This is a genomic window from Streptomyces poonensis, assembly GCF_014650915.1.
Classification (GTDB): Bacteria; Actinomycetota; Actinomycetes; order Streptomycetales; family Streptomycetaceae; genus Streptomyces; species Streptomyces poonensis.
Window position 1 is genome coordinate 12,768 of record NZ_BMVW01000033.1, and the last position, 14,616, is coordinate 27,383.

The following is a 14,616-nucleotide window of genomic DNA, read 5'->3' on the forward strand; positions in this document are numbered from 1 at the left end:
ACGTCTGGGAGTGGCCTGCGGATGAGGCCAAACAAGGGCGGCGTGCCTTGGCTTGGTGCACTGGGCCGGCCGGGGAGCTCGCGGTCCTGGTGGTGCACGAGAGGCATCTTCGGCATGTCGACTACATCAAGGGGTGGGTCGGCTGGACCGTGCCCGCCCCGTGCCCCGCCGAGGTGATCACCGTTATCGGGCGGGAGGTGCGGCGCACGCCGCTGGAAGAGGTCCCGGCCTTCAGCAGCCAGCTGGCGCTCATGGCTGACGGCCGGTTCGTCCTGGCGTCCGGCAGGACCCGTCGCGTCCAGCCGGTCGGCATCTGGGAGCCCAACGCGGTGCTCTACTGCCGTGCCGGTACTCCGGAGAGGCAGTTCTGCATCGGTGACGACATCGCCGCCCTCGTCTCCGACCGCCAGGACCGCATATGGACCGCCCACGGCGACGAAGGCATCTTCAGCGGACACCCCGAGTCCGGGACCGGGCTCGCCGCCTGGGACGCCCAGGGCCGGTCGGTCTGGACGGCCGCCAAGGAGAAACCCGCCCCCGCGCTCCAGGGCTGCACCGCCGCAACGGACGGTGACGACGTATGGCTGGTATGGAAGGCCGGCACCCGCGGACGCGAGACCTACCTGACCCGCATCACTCCCTCCACGGGCGAGACCGTCCACTACCTCAGCCCGGTTCCCGAGCCCGACGGCTTCGCCGTCCACGGCGCTCGGGCCCTGCTGACCGCCCGCGACCACGAGCAGCCCTCCCTCACCCTCACCCGCGCCGAACTCCTCGACGGCACCTGGGCCGCGACAAGCCGGCACTGCCTGACCGTCCCCGGCCGCGTCGTCCTGCACTGCGGACAAGGACGCGACGCAGCCCTGCGATACCGCACCGGCGACACCTGGATCAGCATCCCCGTCTGAGCACCGGGCGCATATCCACTGTCGTGGCCCGCTGCGCAGAACCAGGCCGCGGACCCGTCGGGACCGCTTCCCGGTAGGCCGGTACTCCAGCCGCGGACGTCATCGCCCAGCAGCTTGGGTCCGTCGCGTCGCCCCGCGATGCCAGCGTCTCCCAGGCCGCCGACTACCGCTGCCTGCATGAGGGAATCGGTGTCCTTGCAGACCAGGCACCGGACCTGTACGCGGCCATGGGATGACCGTCCCGCCGGTGTCCGCTTCAAGGGCAACGACCGGTGGCACAGCCAGAAGCACGCGACACGCAGCGCAGACGTGCAGTCCCTGACCGCCCCGGACGGCTTCCCGCTGTGAGTCTCCTACACGCAGCACACATGACCTGATCAGAGGCGTCCAGGCTGTTGGCGAACGCGCCGCAGCCGAGCGCGAGCGGCGCTGGCGCTTCCTTCAGCGCGTCATCCTCAGCCTCAGCCGGATCGGTGCCATCGCCTACGCCGCCCTCGTCCTCAACGGCACTTGGGAATCAGCACCGCTGACGGACACCATCGATTGGTCTCTCCCATGTGCATCGACCTAGGATCGGCCGATGTCGGTCCCAATTCGAGGGAGCTGAGCGCAGTGGCGCCGAGCGATGAGCCCGAAGAGATCGTTGTCCGTGTAACGGACGATCAAGCAATCGTGATCGGTGTTCCGTCCGAGACGGAGCGTCCAACCTGGGGTCGCTGGATGGCCGACATCAACCAGCACGAACTCGCCTCTCTTGTGCGGACACTGGACCCGGCAACCCGGGCCTTCATCGAGGCTCGGCGTCTGACCGGCTGTCTGGTCGAGCTCGACCCGACCTCTCGCGCAATGTGGTCGACCTTCAAGAAGGTCACTGAGGGGGGAGGCTGGATCCAGGCCAATCTCCGCACCGATCAGGGCCGGTTCGCACGTGTGATGCGCATCCGTCCCGTCACGGGTTTGGCTGCCGTGTCGGGTGGGATTGCCATCCTGGGTGCCATCGCGGCCCAGGCTCAGACTGCCGAGATGGCCCGGAATATCGAAGCCATCCGGCAGCGAGTAGACGCGATATACGAGTACCTGCAGTCCGGCCAGACCGGTGCTGTCGAGCATGCTGTCGAGCAGGTCGAAGATCTGGTCGCGCGGCTCCGTCTTCACGGCAGGGACGGCGTCAAGGAAGGCGATGTCCCGATCATCAGGGACCGCCTGGGTGAGGCGAGGCACAAGTGCATGCGCCATCTCAACGATGCGGTCGCGAAGTTGGAGGACGCCAAGCAGCACGAATCCTCACGGAAGGCAGAGAAGAGCCTGAGCACGGGCGCTGTGCAGGAGGTGATGTTGCACCTCGATCTGTTGGGGAAGCTCTATGCGGCTTCGGTCCAGTTCGGACTCGCCCAGGTCGCCCTCGAGTTCCATGAGGGGAAGTGTGACGTCGCCAGGACGCAGGCCCAGCTCATCACCGCGTCCACTGCCAAGTTCCGTGCTCAGCTCAAGCACGCATGTGGCCGACTGGGCCAACTTGACGAGAGTATCCGTGCTCGGTTCGGGACCGTACATCGCAGGGCGTGGGTGCCGCATGTGTCACAGTCCCTCATCAGAGGCGCAGGATTGAAAGTAATCACGGCTCGCCTTCCTGGAGTCCCGGTCACGATTCCGATTCCGATGCCCAAGAACATCGTCGCCACTGTCGGTGGCGCGCTGCTCCCGCCTGTCGTGGGAGGCATCGACGCCGCGGTTCAGGCCCTCGCGGAGAAGAAGCTGGACGAACGCTTGTTGCAGCTCACGCAAGCCAGCAGCACAATCACTGAACGCATGGATCAGGCGGCAGAAAGCCTGGAAGTGCTCCGTGCCTTGACCGAGGAGCTTGCCAGCCCTGTCGAGTGACGTTCTTCCGACGTTGCCGCTCTTGTGCCCTGGCGATTCCCTCGGAAAGGACCGGATGCTGCGCGACGGCCCGGAGGCTGGCGGCTTTGCCAGCCTGCCGTGGTAGCCGGTCACCTGCGCCCGGGGAGTATGGCTGCGCGGGCCCGGCGGTGGCCTGCTGGCCAGGCAGTGGAAGGCTGATGCCATGCCTCCCATGCAGCCCTTCGCGTCCGACTTCGACCGCGAGACCATTCAGCAGGCCGAGCAGTGGAACTGGCTGGCGGTTGAGATAGCCGAGATCCGGCGATGCGCCGAGGCAGGTGATCAGGCACACGACCGGCTCGCTCTCATCCTCCTTGACCACCTGGTGGAGGTGGTGATCAGCCGCGAGGTCAACGCCCAGCTGGCCTTCCGCATCGCCGACAGCGTCATCGCGGAGATGCGCGAGTTCAGCGACAGCGGCGGACAGCTCCCCGAGGAACTGAACCAGCTGGTCGACACGCATATAGGGCCGGATCGCCGTAAGGCCATGGACAACCACCTGGACGAGAAGACCAAATTCCTGCGGCAGAGAGGCGTGCTGACCGACCAGGAACGCACCGTGCTCAACCGGCTGCACCAGTACCGCAACGCGGCCTATCACCGGGACACGCTGGAGCCGGATCTGATCGCGGATCTCGTTCTGGCCTACAGGGTGCTGGCAGACGACCTCCTCGCCCGGCACAAGCCCATCGCGTGGACGATGGCGTCATCGGACCCGGCTCCCGTCGTGACGCCTCACCAGCTGCGGGGCCGGCTCGTCGAGGGCGTCGATGTCGATCTCAAGGCGATGGCCCGCCGGTTCCGCGACCATGCGGTCAAGCGCGTGGCGGCAGTTGTCGCCGCCGTGGCCGTCGCGCAGCAACTGCTGGGCATCAACGACTCCTGGGAAGCTGACCCCTCACTGCCGGACGATGAGATAGCCCGCATGCTGACCGGTCTCGCTGACGTGTCCAGGCAGCTGCCGTCCTGGACGAGGCAGGCGGAGGGATTGCGGTCCAAGACGTCGTCACTCACCGGCCTGCTGGATCCATTCATCAACCTGGACCGGTCCCTGAGCCGTATCGAACCGTCCGTCAGGCGCCTCGAAATGATCTTGGACTGGTGGGAGCAGCATCGGATCGACGAGCTCCGCGGCAAGTAGCACCATGCGCGTTGAGCCGCCTTTGGACAGGCATGTCAGCAGCGTCAGCGGTGCGGTTGCAGGGGGTCAGGCGACAGTTGCTTGTGCCATACCACTGATATGCAGCCAAGCCCGAGCAAGATCCTTGCCGACTCTCTCGAGGCCGGCGGCTGGCCAACCGCAGTGAGCGTACAAGCGGCGCAGCATCGACAGGGTGGCCAGCGGAGCACCCGCACAGCGTTGAGCGGCCTCTTGAGGGCTGAACTGCAGTTGTCGGTACACGAAGTGGTCGTCGGGTCCGGTACCCGGGGCTTCCGGCGCGTCCGCATGGAACATCAGCAATCCGTGAGCCTGTCCGTGCGCTACGGCCGAGGTCGCACGCCACAGCAGAGCGCCCAGCGGGCTGCCGCCCGGGACCACTATCTGGCCAGCCAGTTTCGTGGTACTGGGCGCCTGGTGCGGGCCCAGGTAGCAGGGTCTGACCTTATCCGCGATCTTCCCCTTGACAGAGAACCCGTGGTGCCTGGCTGCGCGCAGGATTCCCTCAGTGCGTTCTCGCAGATGCCGCTGGACCTCGGCCGCAGTCCCGTGGTCTCCGACCATGAGTGACTGCTCCTTCAGGCTTTCCAGTCTGTAGTTCATGTAGCGACGGACTCGCTCGCGGGTGTCGATACCTGGTTCCAGGAGGAACCAGGGCTTGGTTGCGATGTCGAGCGCGCCCCGGGCAACCGTGTGCGATGTCATCAGACCGCCGGGCGAAGTGAACAGCAGGCCGAGGCTGTCGAGGTGATCCATGACGGCCATGACCGGTGATACGGCGGCCAAATGCGCGTCATGCACCGGCCGGGCGCCCCACTCCCCCGCCAAGACACGGTCCTCACGAAGTTCCACAGCTCCGGGCGAGCCGGGCGCCGCGAGGCCGTTGTACCGGTCGTAAGTGTTGTCGAATTCCTCGCGGAGCGTCTGCAAGGATCGGCTCAGTACCTGCCATGCATCTGTCGTCACAGCCCAAACGGTAGGCCGCAGTGCGGCTGGCCGCGCGCGAATTCTGCGCACACCACGGTTGTGGCATGTGCTGCCGGTCCCGAAGCAGGGTCGAGTCGCGAGCCCGTCAGTCGCTGGCGCGAGCGAAGAGGTGCAGGGGCTCCCATGTCCATAGCCGCCATTCTCCCGGCCACGGCTCCGGCTTGGGCTGAGCCTGCTCGTCTTCTCTGATCCATCGCATGGACACCGTGGTCTGCGAGCTGTCGACGCGGTGCAGTCGCGCTGTGACGGTGCAGGCGGCGGGCATGTCATGCCTGACGGCCAGGATGTCAAAGGTGGTGAGAGGGTGGTCCTGGTAGGCCCGACGGACCTTGCTGCGTACGGCCTTGCCGTGCTTGGTGTGCACCTCTTGCGTGATGAGGTCGCTCAAGGAGCCGTAGTTGCCGTCCCTCCACCAGGTCAGCAGGCTTTCAGTGCGCTCACGGGCGGGGTGGCCGGCGAAATCAGCGCTTCCCGGCAGGTGCTCACGCGGCGTCCACTGCTTCTCAATGTCTTTGATCTTCCCCTGTTCCACGACGGAGGCAGCCGCGTCCTTGAACTGTCCGGCCAGCGCCGACCAGGAGAAGGGCTCGGCGGTACTGTGCTGCTGCTCCTTCTCTCGCGCGGAAGCCCAGTCGGCGACGGCGAACAGCCGATTCCATGCCTTGGTCGCCACGATGATGTTGTCGTAGTTGAGGATGCTGCCGTGCACGATGCCGTTGCGATAAAGCTCGTGGACAGGTTCTTCCTGGGTGGCGCTGCAGCCTTTGGCGAAGGTCTTGTGGGCGTGGGCAAGGCCTCGGTGGTGGCCGACGACGCTGTCCCAGGTATGCAGGTCCTTCGCTTCTCGAGCGTGCAGCCCCCGGCGTACGGATTCGACCTCATTGACAAAGCCGTCCATGACACTCAGCAGCACATGAACGCAGGCGTAGTAGCGGCCGGCGAAGTAGTCCTCCTGCGCCTTGTCGATCAAAGCAAGCCTGCGGCGCATCGCGGGCAGCTTCCTCATGAGACGGATCATGAACGACAGCCGGTCTCTGTCGTGGTAATGGTCGATCAGCATGGCCTCGGCACGGTCCGCGTCCTGATGGGCCTCGGCGAGGATGGCCTCCACCACCGTCAGCGACAGGTGGTCGTGGAGTATCCAGTTCTTCTCGCTGAGCAGGTCGTAGAAGGCATCGACCTGGTGCTGGAGCCTGAGCATCTGCTGCTTGATGGCCTTCGCCCTTGCCGAGGGGAGGAAGCGCAAGACCGCCAGCGCCTGTTCCGCTTCACGGAACGAAGGAAGATCACGAGCCGATTGATAGGACACAACAGGATCGTACGGAGGGGCACTGACATCCCCCACGAATCCCGTGTGCCGACGCCGCCAACTGCGCTGTTCCCAGAGCTTCGTCGGTCGAAGCCAGCCACCACATCGGCACCAGTCGCCCGCTCATCAGGAGGCGCCGGCTCCGCGGCGAGCACCGCCTGGGCGGCGAAAGCGGAACCTTCGTCCGCGGCCGCCACGTCGACCACGACCAGCCCCGGCTTCGCGATATGGGACCCCTTCTCGGCGCGACCGACACGGCACCCTCTACGCCCTGGAAGTCAAGATCCGCCGCACCGGCCCGCCGCGACCTGCCCTCGGCACCCCACCACCCATCAGCCCGGCCGCCGTCCGCCGCCGCCCAAGCCGTACCTGCATAGGAAGCCAGGTCCACCGGCACAGCACCCGAGCGACCGGGGCCGCGCAGTTGCCGCCGTCGCCAGAGAGCGGCGGGAAACCGTCATCGTCCGTTCGAACGAGTGAAAGGCCAGCTGCCCGGCGGGCGTCTCCGGGCCGACGGCGATGGTCTCCCTGGACGACACGACCGCCGCCAGGGAGGTCACGGGGTGGGCCCGGCCGCGTGGCAGCGAGTGGCCTCTTCGCGCGCTCAGGCCGGGATGTCGTCCTGCGGCGGCGTTTCTCGGAAGAAGGCGCGCAGGGGCTCGTCGATGGCGCGGGCGCAGCTGGTGCAATCGGCTACGGCGTCAAGACGGGGTGCGAGGTCTTCGGTGTCGTGGGGGGTGAGGATGAGCCAGCGCAGGACGGCCTGCCGCACGAGCAGTCTGAGTTCGCGCAGTTCGGCCAGCTTCTTGGTCTCCTCTTGGTCGATGAGCAGGTCTCCGTGTACGTATTTGGAGCGTGCGCTGTAGGCCTTCTGCACCCTGTCCTCGACGCGCTCGCGCAGGGCCGGGGTGGGGAACAGGGCTGCTGTGCGGGTCCGGATTTTCTTGCTGATGCCCTCGTGCTTGTCCTTGGGGCTGGCCATGAGGGCTTCCAGCGCAATGACGTAGTCCAGGTGCAGCTCGTCGGCTTCCTGCTCCCACACGCCGTAGTCCTGGTGGGTGCGCTGGTAGGCCTGCAGCAGATGCCGGGCGGCCCGCTCCAGGCGCCGGGCGCGCTTCCGGGGCAGGCCGCTGGTGGCGCCGTCCATGACGGCATCGATCTTTGCTGTCACTGCGGAGCAGAAGGCCTGCATCCGCGGAAGGTCGGCCCGGGTGGCGTAGAAGCTGCCGGTCTCGCGTTCTTCGACTTCCTCCGGATGCCCGGAGCGGTCCGGGTAGGTGCGGAGGGTGGTGGGCACGTGGTCCTGGTTGAGGTCGAAGCACCGGCCGCGTTCGACGTTGAACACGGCGTCGACGTGCAGCAGGTCCTCGCTCCACAGGATGAGCGGCAGCAGTGCCCTCCAGTGCCGGATTTCCGGCCGGGGACCGGGGAAGTCGAACCAGTGGGTGCCTCTGCGGTCCGGCGTGCGGTCGGGGTTCGGGGCGTGGATGAACGGTGCGCCGACCAGGAGATCGAGGTCGAGCCCGCCCGGCTGGAAGCCGTGGAGGGCAGGCATGGGGCCCAGCTGCTTCAGTTCGTCGGCGGTGAAGGTCTGCAGGGTGTAGCAGCCCAGGGGGATGCGTGTTCCTTCGGGAAGGTCGCCGGTCAGCAGCAGCCAGTCCTCGGCGGCCGGCGCGGGGGCCGCGCAGTAGGCGACGAAGCTGTCCGCGATGTCCTCCACGGGCACCGTCGTCCCCTGGGCGATCAGACGGGTCGCGTCGCCCAGGCCCGATGCGCCCAGGAGTGCGTGCCACCGGGGCAGCCAGTCACCGGTGTACTTGCCGTACAGGTCACGGTGGTCCGGCATCGGTGCCGCCCGGACCACCGCGTTGCTCAGGGCCTCCCATTCCGGCTGCGTCGCGAGCGCCGCGTCGGTGATGGCCTGAGGTATGGAGGGCAGGTTGCGTGCCTGCTCGAGCCAGGTGAGGACGGCCTGTCGCAGCGGAGAGGGGTCTTCCATGCGGCACGAAACTAGCGCACCCATCACCGGCTCGGGCTCGGGCTCGGGAATTGCCAACAGCCACGGCACTCGGCCCGGGGCGGCCGTCTCTGCCCCGCACAGTTCACCTCGCAGGCAAGCGACTCATGCGGCGACATGCGGCGAGGCAGGGGGAGACGGCCGCCGTGCAGCCGTCAGTTGTCGGCTGCACGCAGAGCATTGATGATGACGGGGACGGGGCGTCCCGCTCGGAGCAGTTGATCGGCGGTCTTGCCGTTGATGACGCGGTCGAGCATGTCCGGGGTGCAGCCGTCCAGCCGGAGCTGGCGGGCGACGCCGGGGCGGTAGCGTGTGGCCAGTTCGGCCCACTGGCAATCCTCGACGGCGCGTGCCGCGAGCCGGTCCTGTTCCTCGCGTGCGCGGCGGGCCTTCTCCTGGGCCGGTGTGATGCCCTGTCCGCGCAGTTTCAGTGCCTGGTCGAGGCCGTCGAGGCCGACCAGCCGGATCCATTCCGCGGCTTCCTGCGGTTCGGTGATCTGTGAGGCTGCCCAGCGGCGTCCGTAAGTGATGGCCGTCTCGCGCGGAAGGAGGCCGTGGTCGGTGGCGAGGCTGATCACGGTGGACAGCACCGTGGCCTTCGGCTGCCGGCCCCGGCGGGGACGCCGCCCGCGGCGCTGGTAGGCGGTCAGGTCACCGAGATCGAGTCCTTCGCGCTCGGCGATGTCGGCGGCTGTAGCCGCGCGCGGCCGTCGGGCGGGCATGCTCGCCGGGGTGACAGCCTCACGGCGGGCGGTGGGCGCCGGGCCGGTGAGCCAGAGGTAGAGGGGGTCGTGAGAAAGGTCGGGCATGGGAAGGCCTTTCGTGGGGTCCGCAGCCGGGCGCGGGTATGGGAAAGGCCCCGCTCGGTGATGAGCGGGGCCTGACAACGGATGGCCATCGTCTCGTGCGGACGAGTCGGATCCAGCTGCCGGAAACCAGCCGCACCCGGAGCCGGCCCCGTTGCCCCTTCTTCCAGGCACCAAGCAGGCAGCCACTTAATGGGCATGCACACAACAAGTAGCCGACTGGTCCCGCTCCCTCACGACCAGAGTATTTTCCAGTGCAGTTGCAACATTGCTCTATCTATCTGCCGCATCCCAGGCCAGCAGCATGATCCACACCGACCGTATACATCGTCGCAGTTCGAAGACCCGCAGATCCCTGTCGGTAGAACTGCCGCATCGCAGGTCAGAATCCTCTGCATGTTGCAACTAGATAGGTAACTGACAACGGCCGCATGTCAGGGGTGCAATGCCTGGCTCGCGATGGTGTCGACGGCGGCGGCGATGGTGTCGGGGTGCTTGGCGACGACCCGGCTGTGGTTGGAGGGCACGGTCGCGAAGACGGTGACGTTGGGGTTGCTCGCCATGATGGGGTCGAGGTTGGCGCGCATCGTGCGTACCTCCTCCTCGGTGGCGCCCATGTGCTTCCCGCTGGCCTTGATGAACGCCACCGGGCAGCTGATCTGTGCGTAATCGGCGGCGAATCCGCCGAGCACCTCGTTGAATTCGATGTTCGCCTCGGCGGCCTGTGCCGCCGACATGCGGGAGCCGAGGCCGAGCGCGGCCAGGATCTTGATGGGGACCGCGTTGCGCCTGAACAGCTTGCGGACCCGCTCCCGGAAGGCGTCGTCGATGGGTGCCATGGGGTAGGCACCGTCGATGCAGACCACGCCGGCGACCCGGTTCGGATGCCGGGCGGCGTACCGGACGGCGAGTGCCGCGCCGTGCGACCAGCCGACGAGGATCGGCCGCTTCAGGCCGGTGGCGTCGAGGACGGCGGTGATGTCGTCCAGGCAGCCGGCGAAGGAGTAGTCGCCGGAGGCGCCCGACTTGCCGCGAGCGCGCCCGTCAAAGGTGACCACGCGATACCGGCCGGTCAGCAGGGGCAGCACCCCCTTCCAGTAGCGCTGGGTGGCGTACATGCCGTTGAGCAGCAGCACCGGGTGGCCGTTGCCCTCGGTGTCGTTGGCGTCCAGCACGGTGTCGGCGACGGAGACGCTGAGGTGGCGAGACATTAATGCCCTCCGGGATCGATAAGGAAAGGTAGCGATGGCGGTGCTGCTTCAGAGACTGCGGGCGGTGATGTCGCCGCAGGAGGTGGTCGCGTGGATGGTCAGGCCGGCGGCGGGGCCGTCGGCGTTCCGCAGTATGTTGTGGATGCGGCCGTGGCCGGTGCCGGCGTCCAGCGCGGCCAAGACGCCGTGGGCGGCGCCGACGGACACGTCGCCCATCTGGGTGCGCAGCACGACCGTGCCGCGCACCGCCTCGGCGATGCGGATGTCGCCCTGCTGCGTGCTGATCTCCGCGGGCCCGCCCAGGCGGCCGACCACGACGTCACCGGCGGCGGTGAGGCGCATGCTCGCGGCCTCGTCGATCTCGACCGAGCCGTGCGTGCCCTCGAAGGCGACGTCGCCGAGGCGTCCGACCACCCGGAGTTCGGCGCCGGACAACCTGCCCTCGACGCGGGAGCCGGCGGGCAGCCGGACGGTCACCTCGACGGACCCGGACGGGCCGAAGTACTGGTTCCTCGCCTCCGGGGCGCTGATCCGCAGGACGCCGTCAGCGTAGGCAACCTCGGTCCGCTCCGCCGCCCTCACGTCGCGGCCCCGCGAGGCGTCCGCGGGCAGCACCTCGACCGCGGTGTCCGCCCGGTCGGCGGCGATGAACCGGATCCGACCCGCCGGGACGTCCAGCACGGCCGCAACTGGGGCGGGGGTGTCGAACTTCAGCATCACGCTCTCCTTCGCCTTGCCGTTTCTGACACCGGAAACGCTACGTTGCGTTCGCATGTCAGGCAACAGCGTCGTTGCGCCCAAGTAGCATCTGCGCAGATCACAGCGAATAAATCGTTGCAACAACCTCCGAGCTAATGCAACAGAGGGTGCATCGTTCGTTGCAATCTATTGGAAGTGAATGCAGCGACGCCGAGGATCTCCCCCCGTCCTCGGCGGTGCACGGTGACCGTGACGATGACGCGCCGCTCGCGCTCGGCGGCTGCAGGCGCGACGACCAGGCAGGCCCGCAGCACCGGCAGCTCACCGCCGGTGGTGGCCCCGCTGCTGCTGCGTACGCGGTGGCCAGCGGAGATGCACCGCTGGAGCGTCGTCAGTCTGACGCCGACGGCCGCGGCTGCTTCGGCCCGGGGCTTGCCATCCTGCGCCGCCTGGGCGCGGACGACGCGGTGACCTGCCCGCTGGAGGGGTAACAGACCGTGACCATCCGGTCGAAGCGCCACCGCCTCGCGGTCCCGCCCAGCTTGCGGACCACCTGGTCGAGGGCCTGGACCAGGTGCGGGGAGTCCTCAAACTCCGCCGTCCTCACCGCCGCCGCACCCCGGCGGACGGCCGTCTACGACCGCCGCGTCCAGCACACCCTCAACACCCTCGGCCTCACCCTCACCGCCACCCCCGGACGCTACGACCGCTACCTCCACCTCCTCAACGACCTCCTCCACCACCACGCACCCGCCGGCTGGACGGCCCGCGACCTCGACACCGCCCCTGTACTGGGCGGATGCCACCCCCGACCCCACCCACCACTGAACGCACACCCGACCTGCGAAAACACCACCCGAGTCTTTACACCCGGACCATCGCCCTCAACACACCAACATCAATCCCCGACAACCCCGCACCACCCCAGACCAGTCACCCTCCCGACCCCCACCCCATCCCCCGACACTCCGTCCAAGAAAACCTCCGGCACCCCAGCCCACAACTCACCCCACACCCCAACTACACCCCCCCGAAATCACAGTGGCCGCATCAAGGTTTCCCAGCGTCGATGGAGACAGTCTCCGACCGGGGAGTCCACTCGGTAGGCTCTGGCATGATCTCCGTTCATGGGTGATTGGTTCGTGCAGGCAAACCATGGCGTGCGGTTCGAGTGGGGACCAGTCGGCGCGGAGATTCTTGCGCAAGACACCGCCTGTCTTGTCGTCGTCGACGTGTTGTCGTTCACGACGTCGGTGACGGTTGCGGTCGAGGCGGGGACTCAGGTGTTCCCTTATCGCTGGCGTGACGAGACCGCTGAGACTTTCGCTGACAAGGTGGGGGCCCAGCTGGCCGTGGGGCGGAGCATGGCCAGCGAGACGTCACCGTGGTCGTTGTCACCAGCTGCGCTGCGACGTGCTCCTTTCGCTTCGCGGCTGGTGCTCCCTTCACCTAATGGATCCACCATCGCCGCCGTGGCCGGGGAGGCGATGGTGATTGCTGGGGCACTGAGGAACGCAACTGCTGTCGGCCGATGGGTGGCAGGTCGAGGCTATGGAACAGCCGAGCAACCTGTACTGGTGGTTGCCTCGGGTGAGCGCTGGCCCGACGGCAGTCTCAGGCCCGCGCTCGAAGATCTCCTCGGCGCCGGATCCGTGATCGCTGCACTGCGCCGATTCGGCCGGAGCAACCTCTCGCCGGAGGCGGCAATCGCGGCCGCGGTTTTCGACGGCGTGACAGACGCGGGTGCCACTGTCGCGGCCTGTGCATCGGGCCAAGAGCTCATCAACAGCGGTTATGCAGACGATGTCGCCATCGCGACAGAGCAAGACGCTTGCGATGTAGTCCCCGTCCTCGTCGACGGAGCGTTCGTCGCCACTGACTAGGCGGGGAATCGTCACCTAAGAGATCGTTTGGGCAGGTAAAGCCTGTTTGATCCCGGATCGCCTCGGCGGCGGAAGAGGCTTTTGAGGTATCGCATTGGCATCGCTACGGATGAGGCTTGCCGAATGTCCGTAATGCCGCCCTTCCATGCTGAAACCTGTCCCATTCCAGGACGCCCGGTTCCGCGCCGTGCTCCCGCCGGCAGTGCCGTACGCCTGGGCGCCCCGGCCGTCGCGCGGTACACCCCGACCATGCAGCCACGACGGGCGTACCCCAGTGATCTGTCCGACGCGCGCTGGGAGGTGATCGAACCGGTGCTGTCCGCCTGGTGGGCCGAACGCCGCCGCCGGGCTCTGCCCTTCACCCGGCCGCCCGAACATGACCTGCGGGAAATCATGAACGCCATTCTGTACGTCGACCGCACCGGGGCGCAGTGGCGCCATCTGCCGCACGACTTCCGCCCTGGGAGACGATCTACAGCTACTTCGCCAAGCGGCAGACGGACGGCGTGTTCGCCCGGCTCACCGGCCTGCTGCGGGAGCTGGTGCGGCAGCAGGAGGGGCACAGCGCGCAGCCGTCGGGCGGCCTGATCGACGCGCAGAGCGTCAAGACCTCCACCAGCGTCCCCGCCCGCGGGCAGGGCGCCGACCCGGGCAAGAAGGTCGTGGGCCGCAAGCGCAGCATCGTCACCGACACCCTCGGCCTGCTGCTGGCGGTCCTGGTCACCGCCGCGAACGTGCAGGACTCGGTGGCCGGCACCCGCCTGCTCGACCAGGTCGCCGCGGTCCACCCCGGTCTGCGCAAGGTCTGGGTCGACAGCGGCTACCGCAAGCACCTCGTCGAGCACGCCGCCGCCCTCGGCATCGACATGGAAGTCGTCGAACGCGCCCCCGGCGCCCGGGGCTTCACCCCGATGCCGAAGCGCTGGGCGGTGGAGCGGACCTACGGCTGGCTGATGCTCCACCGCCGCCTGGCCCGCGACTACGAGACCCTCCCCGCCCGCTCCGAAGCCATGATCCACCCGGCCATGACCGACCTCATGGCCCGCCGCCTCACCGGCGAGAACACCATCTCCTGGCGCAACCCGACATCACCGGACCAAATACACATCACGGGATGAAAGCCGAGCCGTTGCATCAACCGCGTCGCCCGGGAGACATTGAGAATGATTATGAGCGAGGCGTGACATCCGGCTTCGGTCTGTGATCTCCCCATCTGGAGGTCTCCGGCCCGTGGACGAACGCTGGATGGTGGAGCGTCCGACGCTGTACTCGGCAGCCAGGTCGGCCAGGGACTCCTGGCCCTCGGCGTAGCGGCGGCGGACGGTGCGCCGGGCGGGCGAGGTCAGTCGGATCCGAGTCCCCTGTCGATCCGGGCGCGCAGGGAGTGCAGGGCCTGCCGGAGTTCGGCCGGTTCGATGTCGCTGATGTCGGCGTCGAAGGTGAGAAGCAGTCCTGCCAGTCCTGGCCATGACCATGCACCGAGGGTGAGGCGGCATGTGGTTTCGCTGTCGTACTCGACTGTTGATCCGCCGGGGGCGAACGGGGCGACGGTGGAGGCGGGCAGGGCGAGGACGGCGGAGCCGTGACATGGCCATTCGGCGGCGGCGGCGTCTCCGCGGTCGTGGGCGGTCATGACGAAGGCGGCGGGATCGCCGTGCGGGAGGTCCCGCCGGCCGAAGGGGGTGTGGGTCGGCGGGTGGGGCTGGACCCGGTCCATGCGCATCGCGCGCCATCG

General features: G+C 67.7%; 13 protein-coding genes and 2 pseudogenes. 6 read left to right on the forward strand and 9 right to left on the reverse strand.

Annotation, left to right across the window (positions count from 1 at the left end):
* The first annotated feature begins 47 nt into the window (after positions 1-47).
* The 3 genes from IE242_RS37085 (at position 48) to IE242_RS37095 (ending at position 3,951) form a co-directional block, all read left to right on the forward strand.
* Positions 48-908, forward strand: coding sequence for a hypothetical protein (locus IE242_RS37085; protein ID WP_229859999.1), 861 nt, complete (start codon positions 48-50; stop codon positions 906-908).
* A 612-nt stretch (positions 909-1,520) separates the two neighbouring features.
* Positions 1,521-2,789, forward strand: a complete 1,269-nt coding sequence (locus tag IE242_RS37090) for a hypothetical protein (protein ID WP_189867468.1) — start codon at positions 1,521-1,523, stop codon at positions 2,787-2,789.
* Positions 2,790-2,982: 193 nt separating this feature from the next.
* Positions 2,983-3,951 (forward strand): hypothetical protein, encoded by a 969-nt coding sequence (locus tag IE242_RS37095; protein WP_229860000.1) that lies wholly within the window; start codon positions 2,983-2,985, stop codon positions 3,949-3,951.
* A gap of 66 nt (positions 3,952-4,017) precedes the next feature.
* On the opposite strand, the gene IE242_RS37100 is transcribed toward IE242_RS37095, so the two are convergent.
* The 7 genes and pseudogenes from IE242_RS37100 to IE242_RS37125 all read right to left on the reverse strand — a co-directional run bounded on the left by IE242_RS37100 (position 4,018) and on the right by IE242_RS37125 (position 11,016).
* Positions 4,018-4,935: a hypothetical protein gene (locus IE242_RS37100; protein WP_189867470.1), complete on the reverse strand. Its 918-nt coding sequence runs from the start codon at positions 4,933-4,935 to the stop codon at positions 4,018-4,020.
* A gap of 106 nt (positions 4,936-5,041) precedes the next feature.
* Positions 5,042-6,265, reverse strand: a complete 1,224-nt coding sequence (locus tag IE242_RS37105) for a hypothetical protein (protein ID WP_189867472.1) — start codon at positions 6,263-6,265, stop codon at positions 5,042-5,044.
* Positions 6,266-6,417: 152 nt separating this feature from the next.
* Positions 6,418-6,492: pseudogene (locus tag IE242_RS38755) on the reverse strand (DUF6207 family protein); the annotation flags it as partial.
* 377 nt (positions 6,493-6,869) lie between these two features.
* A complete protein-coding gene (locus IE242_RS37110) occupies positions 6,870-8,264 on the reverse strand; it encodes a HEPN domain-containing protein (RefSeq protein ID WP_189867474.1) in 1,395 nt (464 codons plus the stop codon).
* Between the two features lie 173 nt (positions 8,265-8,437).
* A complete protein-coding gene (locus IE242_RS37115) occupies positions 8,438-9,091 on the reverse strand; it encodes a hypothetical protein (RefSeq protein ID WP_189867476.1) in 654 nt (217 codons plus the stop codon).
* A gap of 431 nt (positions 9,092-9,522) precedes the next feature.
* A complete protein-coding gene (locus IE242_RS37120; protein ID WP_189867478.1) occupies positions 9,523-10,299 on the reverse strand; it encodes an alpha/beta fold hydrolase in 777 nt (258 codons plus the stop codon).
* Between the two features lie 48 nt (positions 10,300-10,347).
* The gene (locus IE242_RS37125) at positions 10,348-11,016 is read right to left on the reverse strand and encodes a DUF4097 family beta strand repeat-containing protein (RefSeq protein WP_189867480.1); all 669 of its coding nucleotides are present in this window, start codon (positions 11,014-11,016) and stop codon (positions 10,348-10,350) included.
* A gap of 218 nt (positions 11,017-11,234) precedes the next feature.
* On the opposite strand from IE242_RS37125, the gene IE242_RS37130 reads away from it, so the two are divergent.
* The gene (locus IE242_RS37130; RefSeq protein ID WP_189867481.1) at positions 11,235-11,489 is read left to right on the forward strand and encodes a hypothetical protein; all 255 of its coding nucleotides are present in this window, start codon (positions 11,235-11,237) and stop codon (positions 11,487-11,489) included.
* A 96-nt stretch (positions 11,490-11,585) separates the two neighbouring features.
* On the opposite strand, the gene IE242_RS37135 is transcribed toward IE242_RS37130, so the two are convergent.
* Positions 11,586-11,804 (reverse strand): hypothetical protein, encoded by a 219-nt coding sequence (locus IE242_RS37135; protein ID WP_189867482.1) that lies wholly within the window; start codon positions 11,802-11,804, stop codon positions 11,586-11,588.
* 321 nt (positions 11,805-12,125) lie between these two features.
* On the opposite strand from IE242_RS37135, the gene IE242_RS37140 reads away from it, so the two are divergent.
* On the forward strand, positions 12,126-12,881 hold the full coding sequence (locus IE242_RS37140) for a 2-phosphosulfolactate phosphatase (RefSeq protein WP_189867483.1): 756 nt from the start codon (positions 12,126-12,128) through the stop codon (positions 12,879-12,881).
* A gap of 249 nt (positions 12,882-13,130) precedes the next feature.
* A pseudogene (locus IE242_RS37145) lies at positions 13,131-13,999 on the forward strand (IS5 family transposase).
* A gap of 224 nt (positions 14,000-14,223) precedes the next feature.
* Here IE242_RS37145 and IE242_RS37150 read toward each other — a convergent pair.
* Positions 14,224-14,616 (reverse strand): WCX domain-containing protein (locus tag IE242_RS37150; RefSeq protein ID WP_229860001.1); only part of this gene is annotated, 393 nt, incomplete at its 5' end.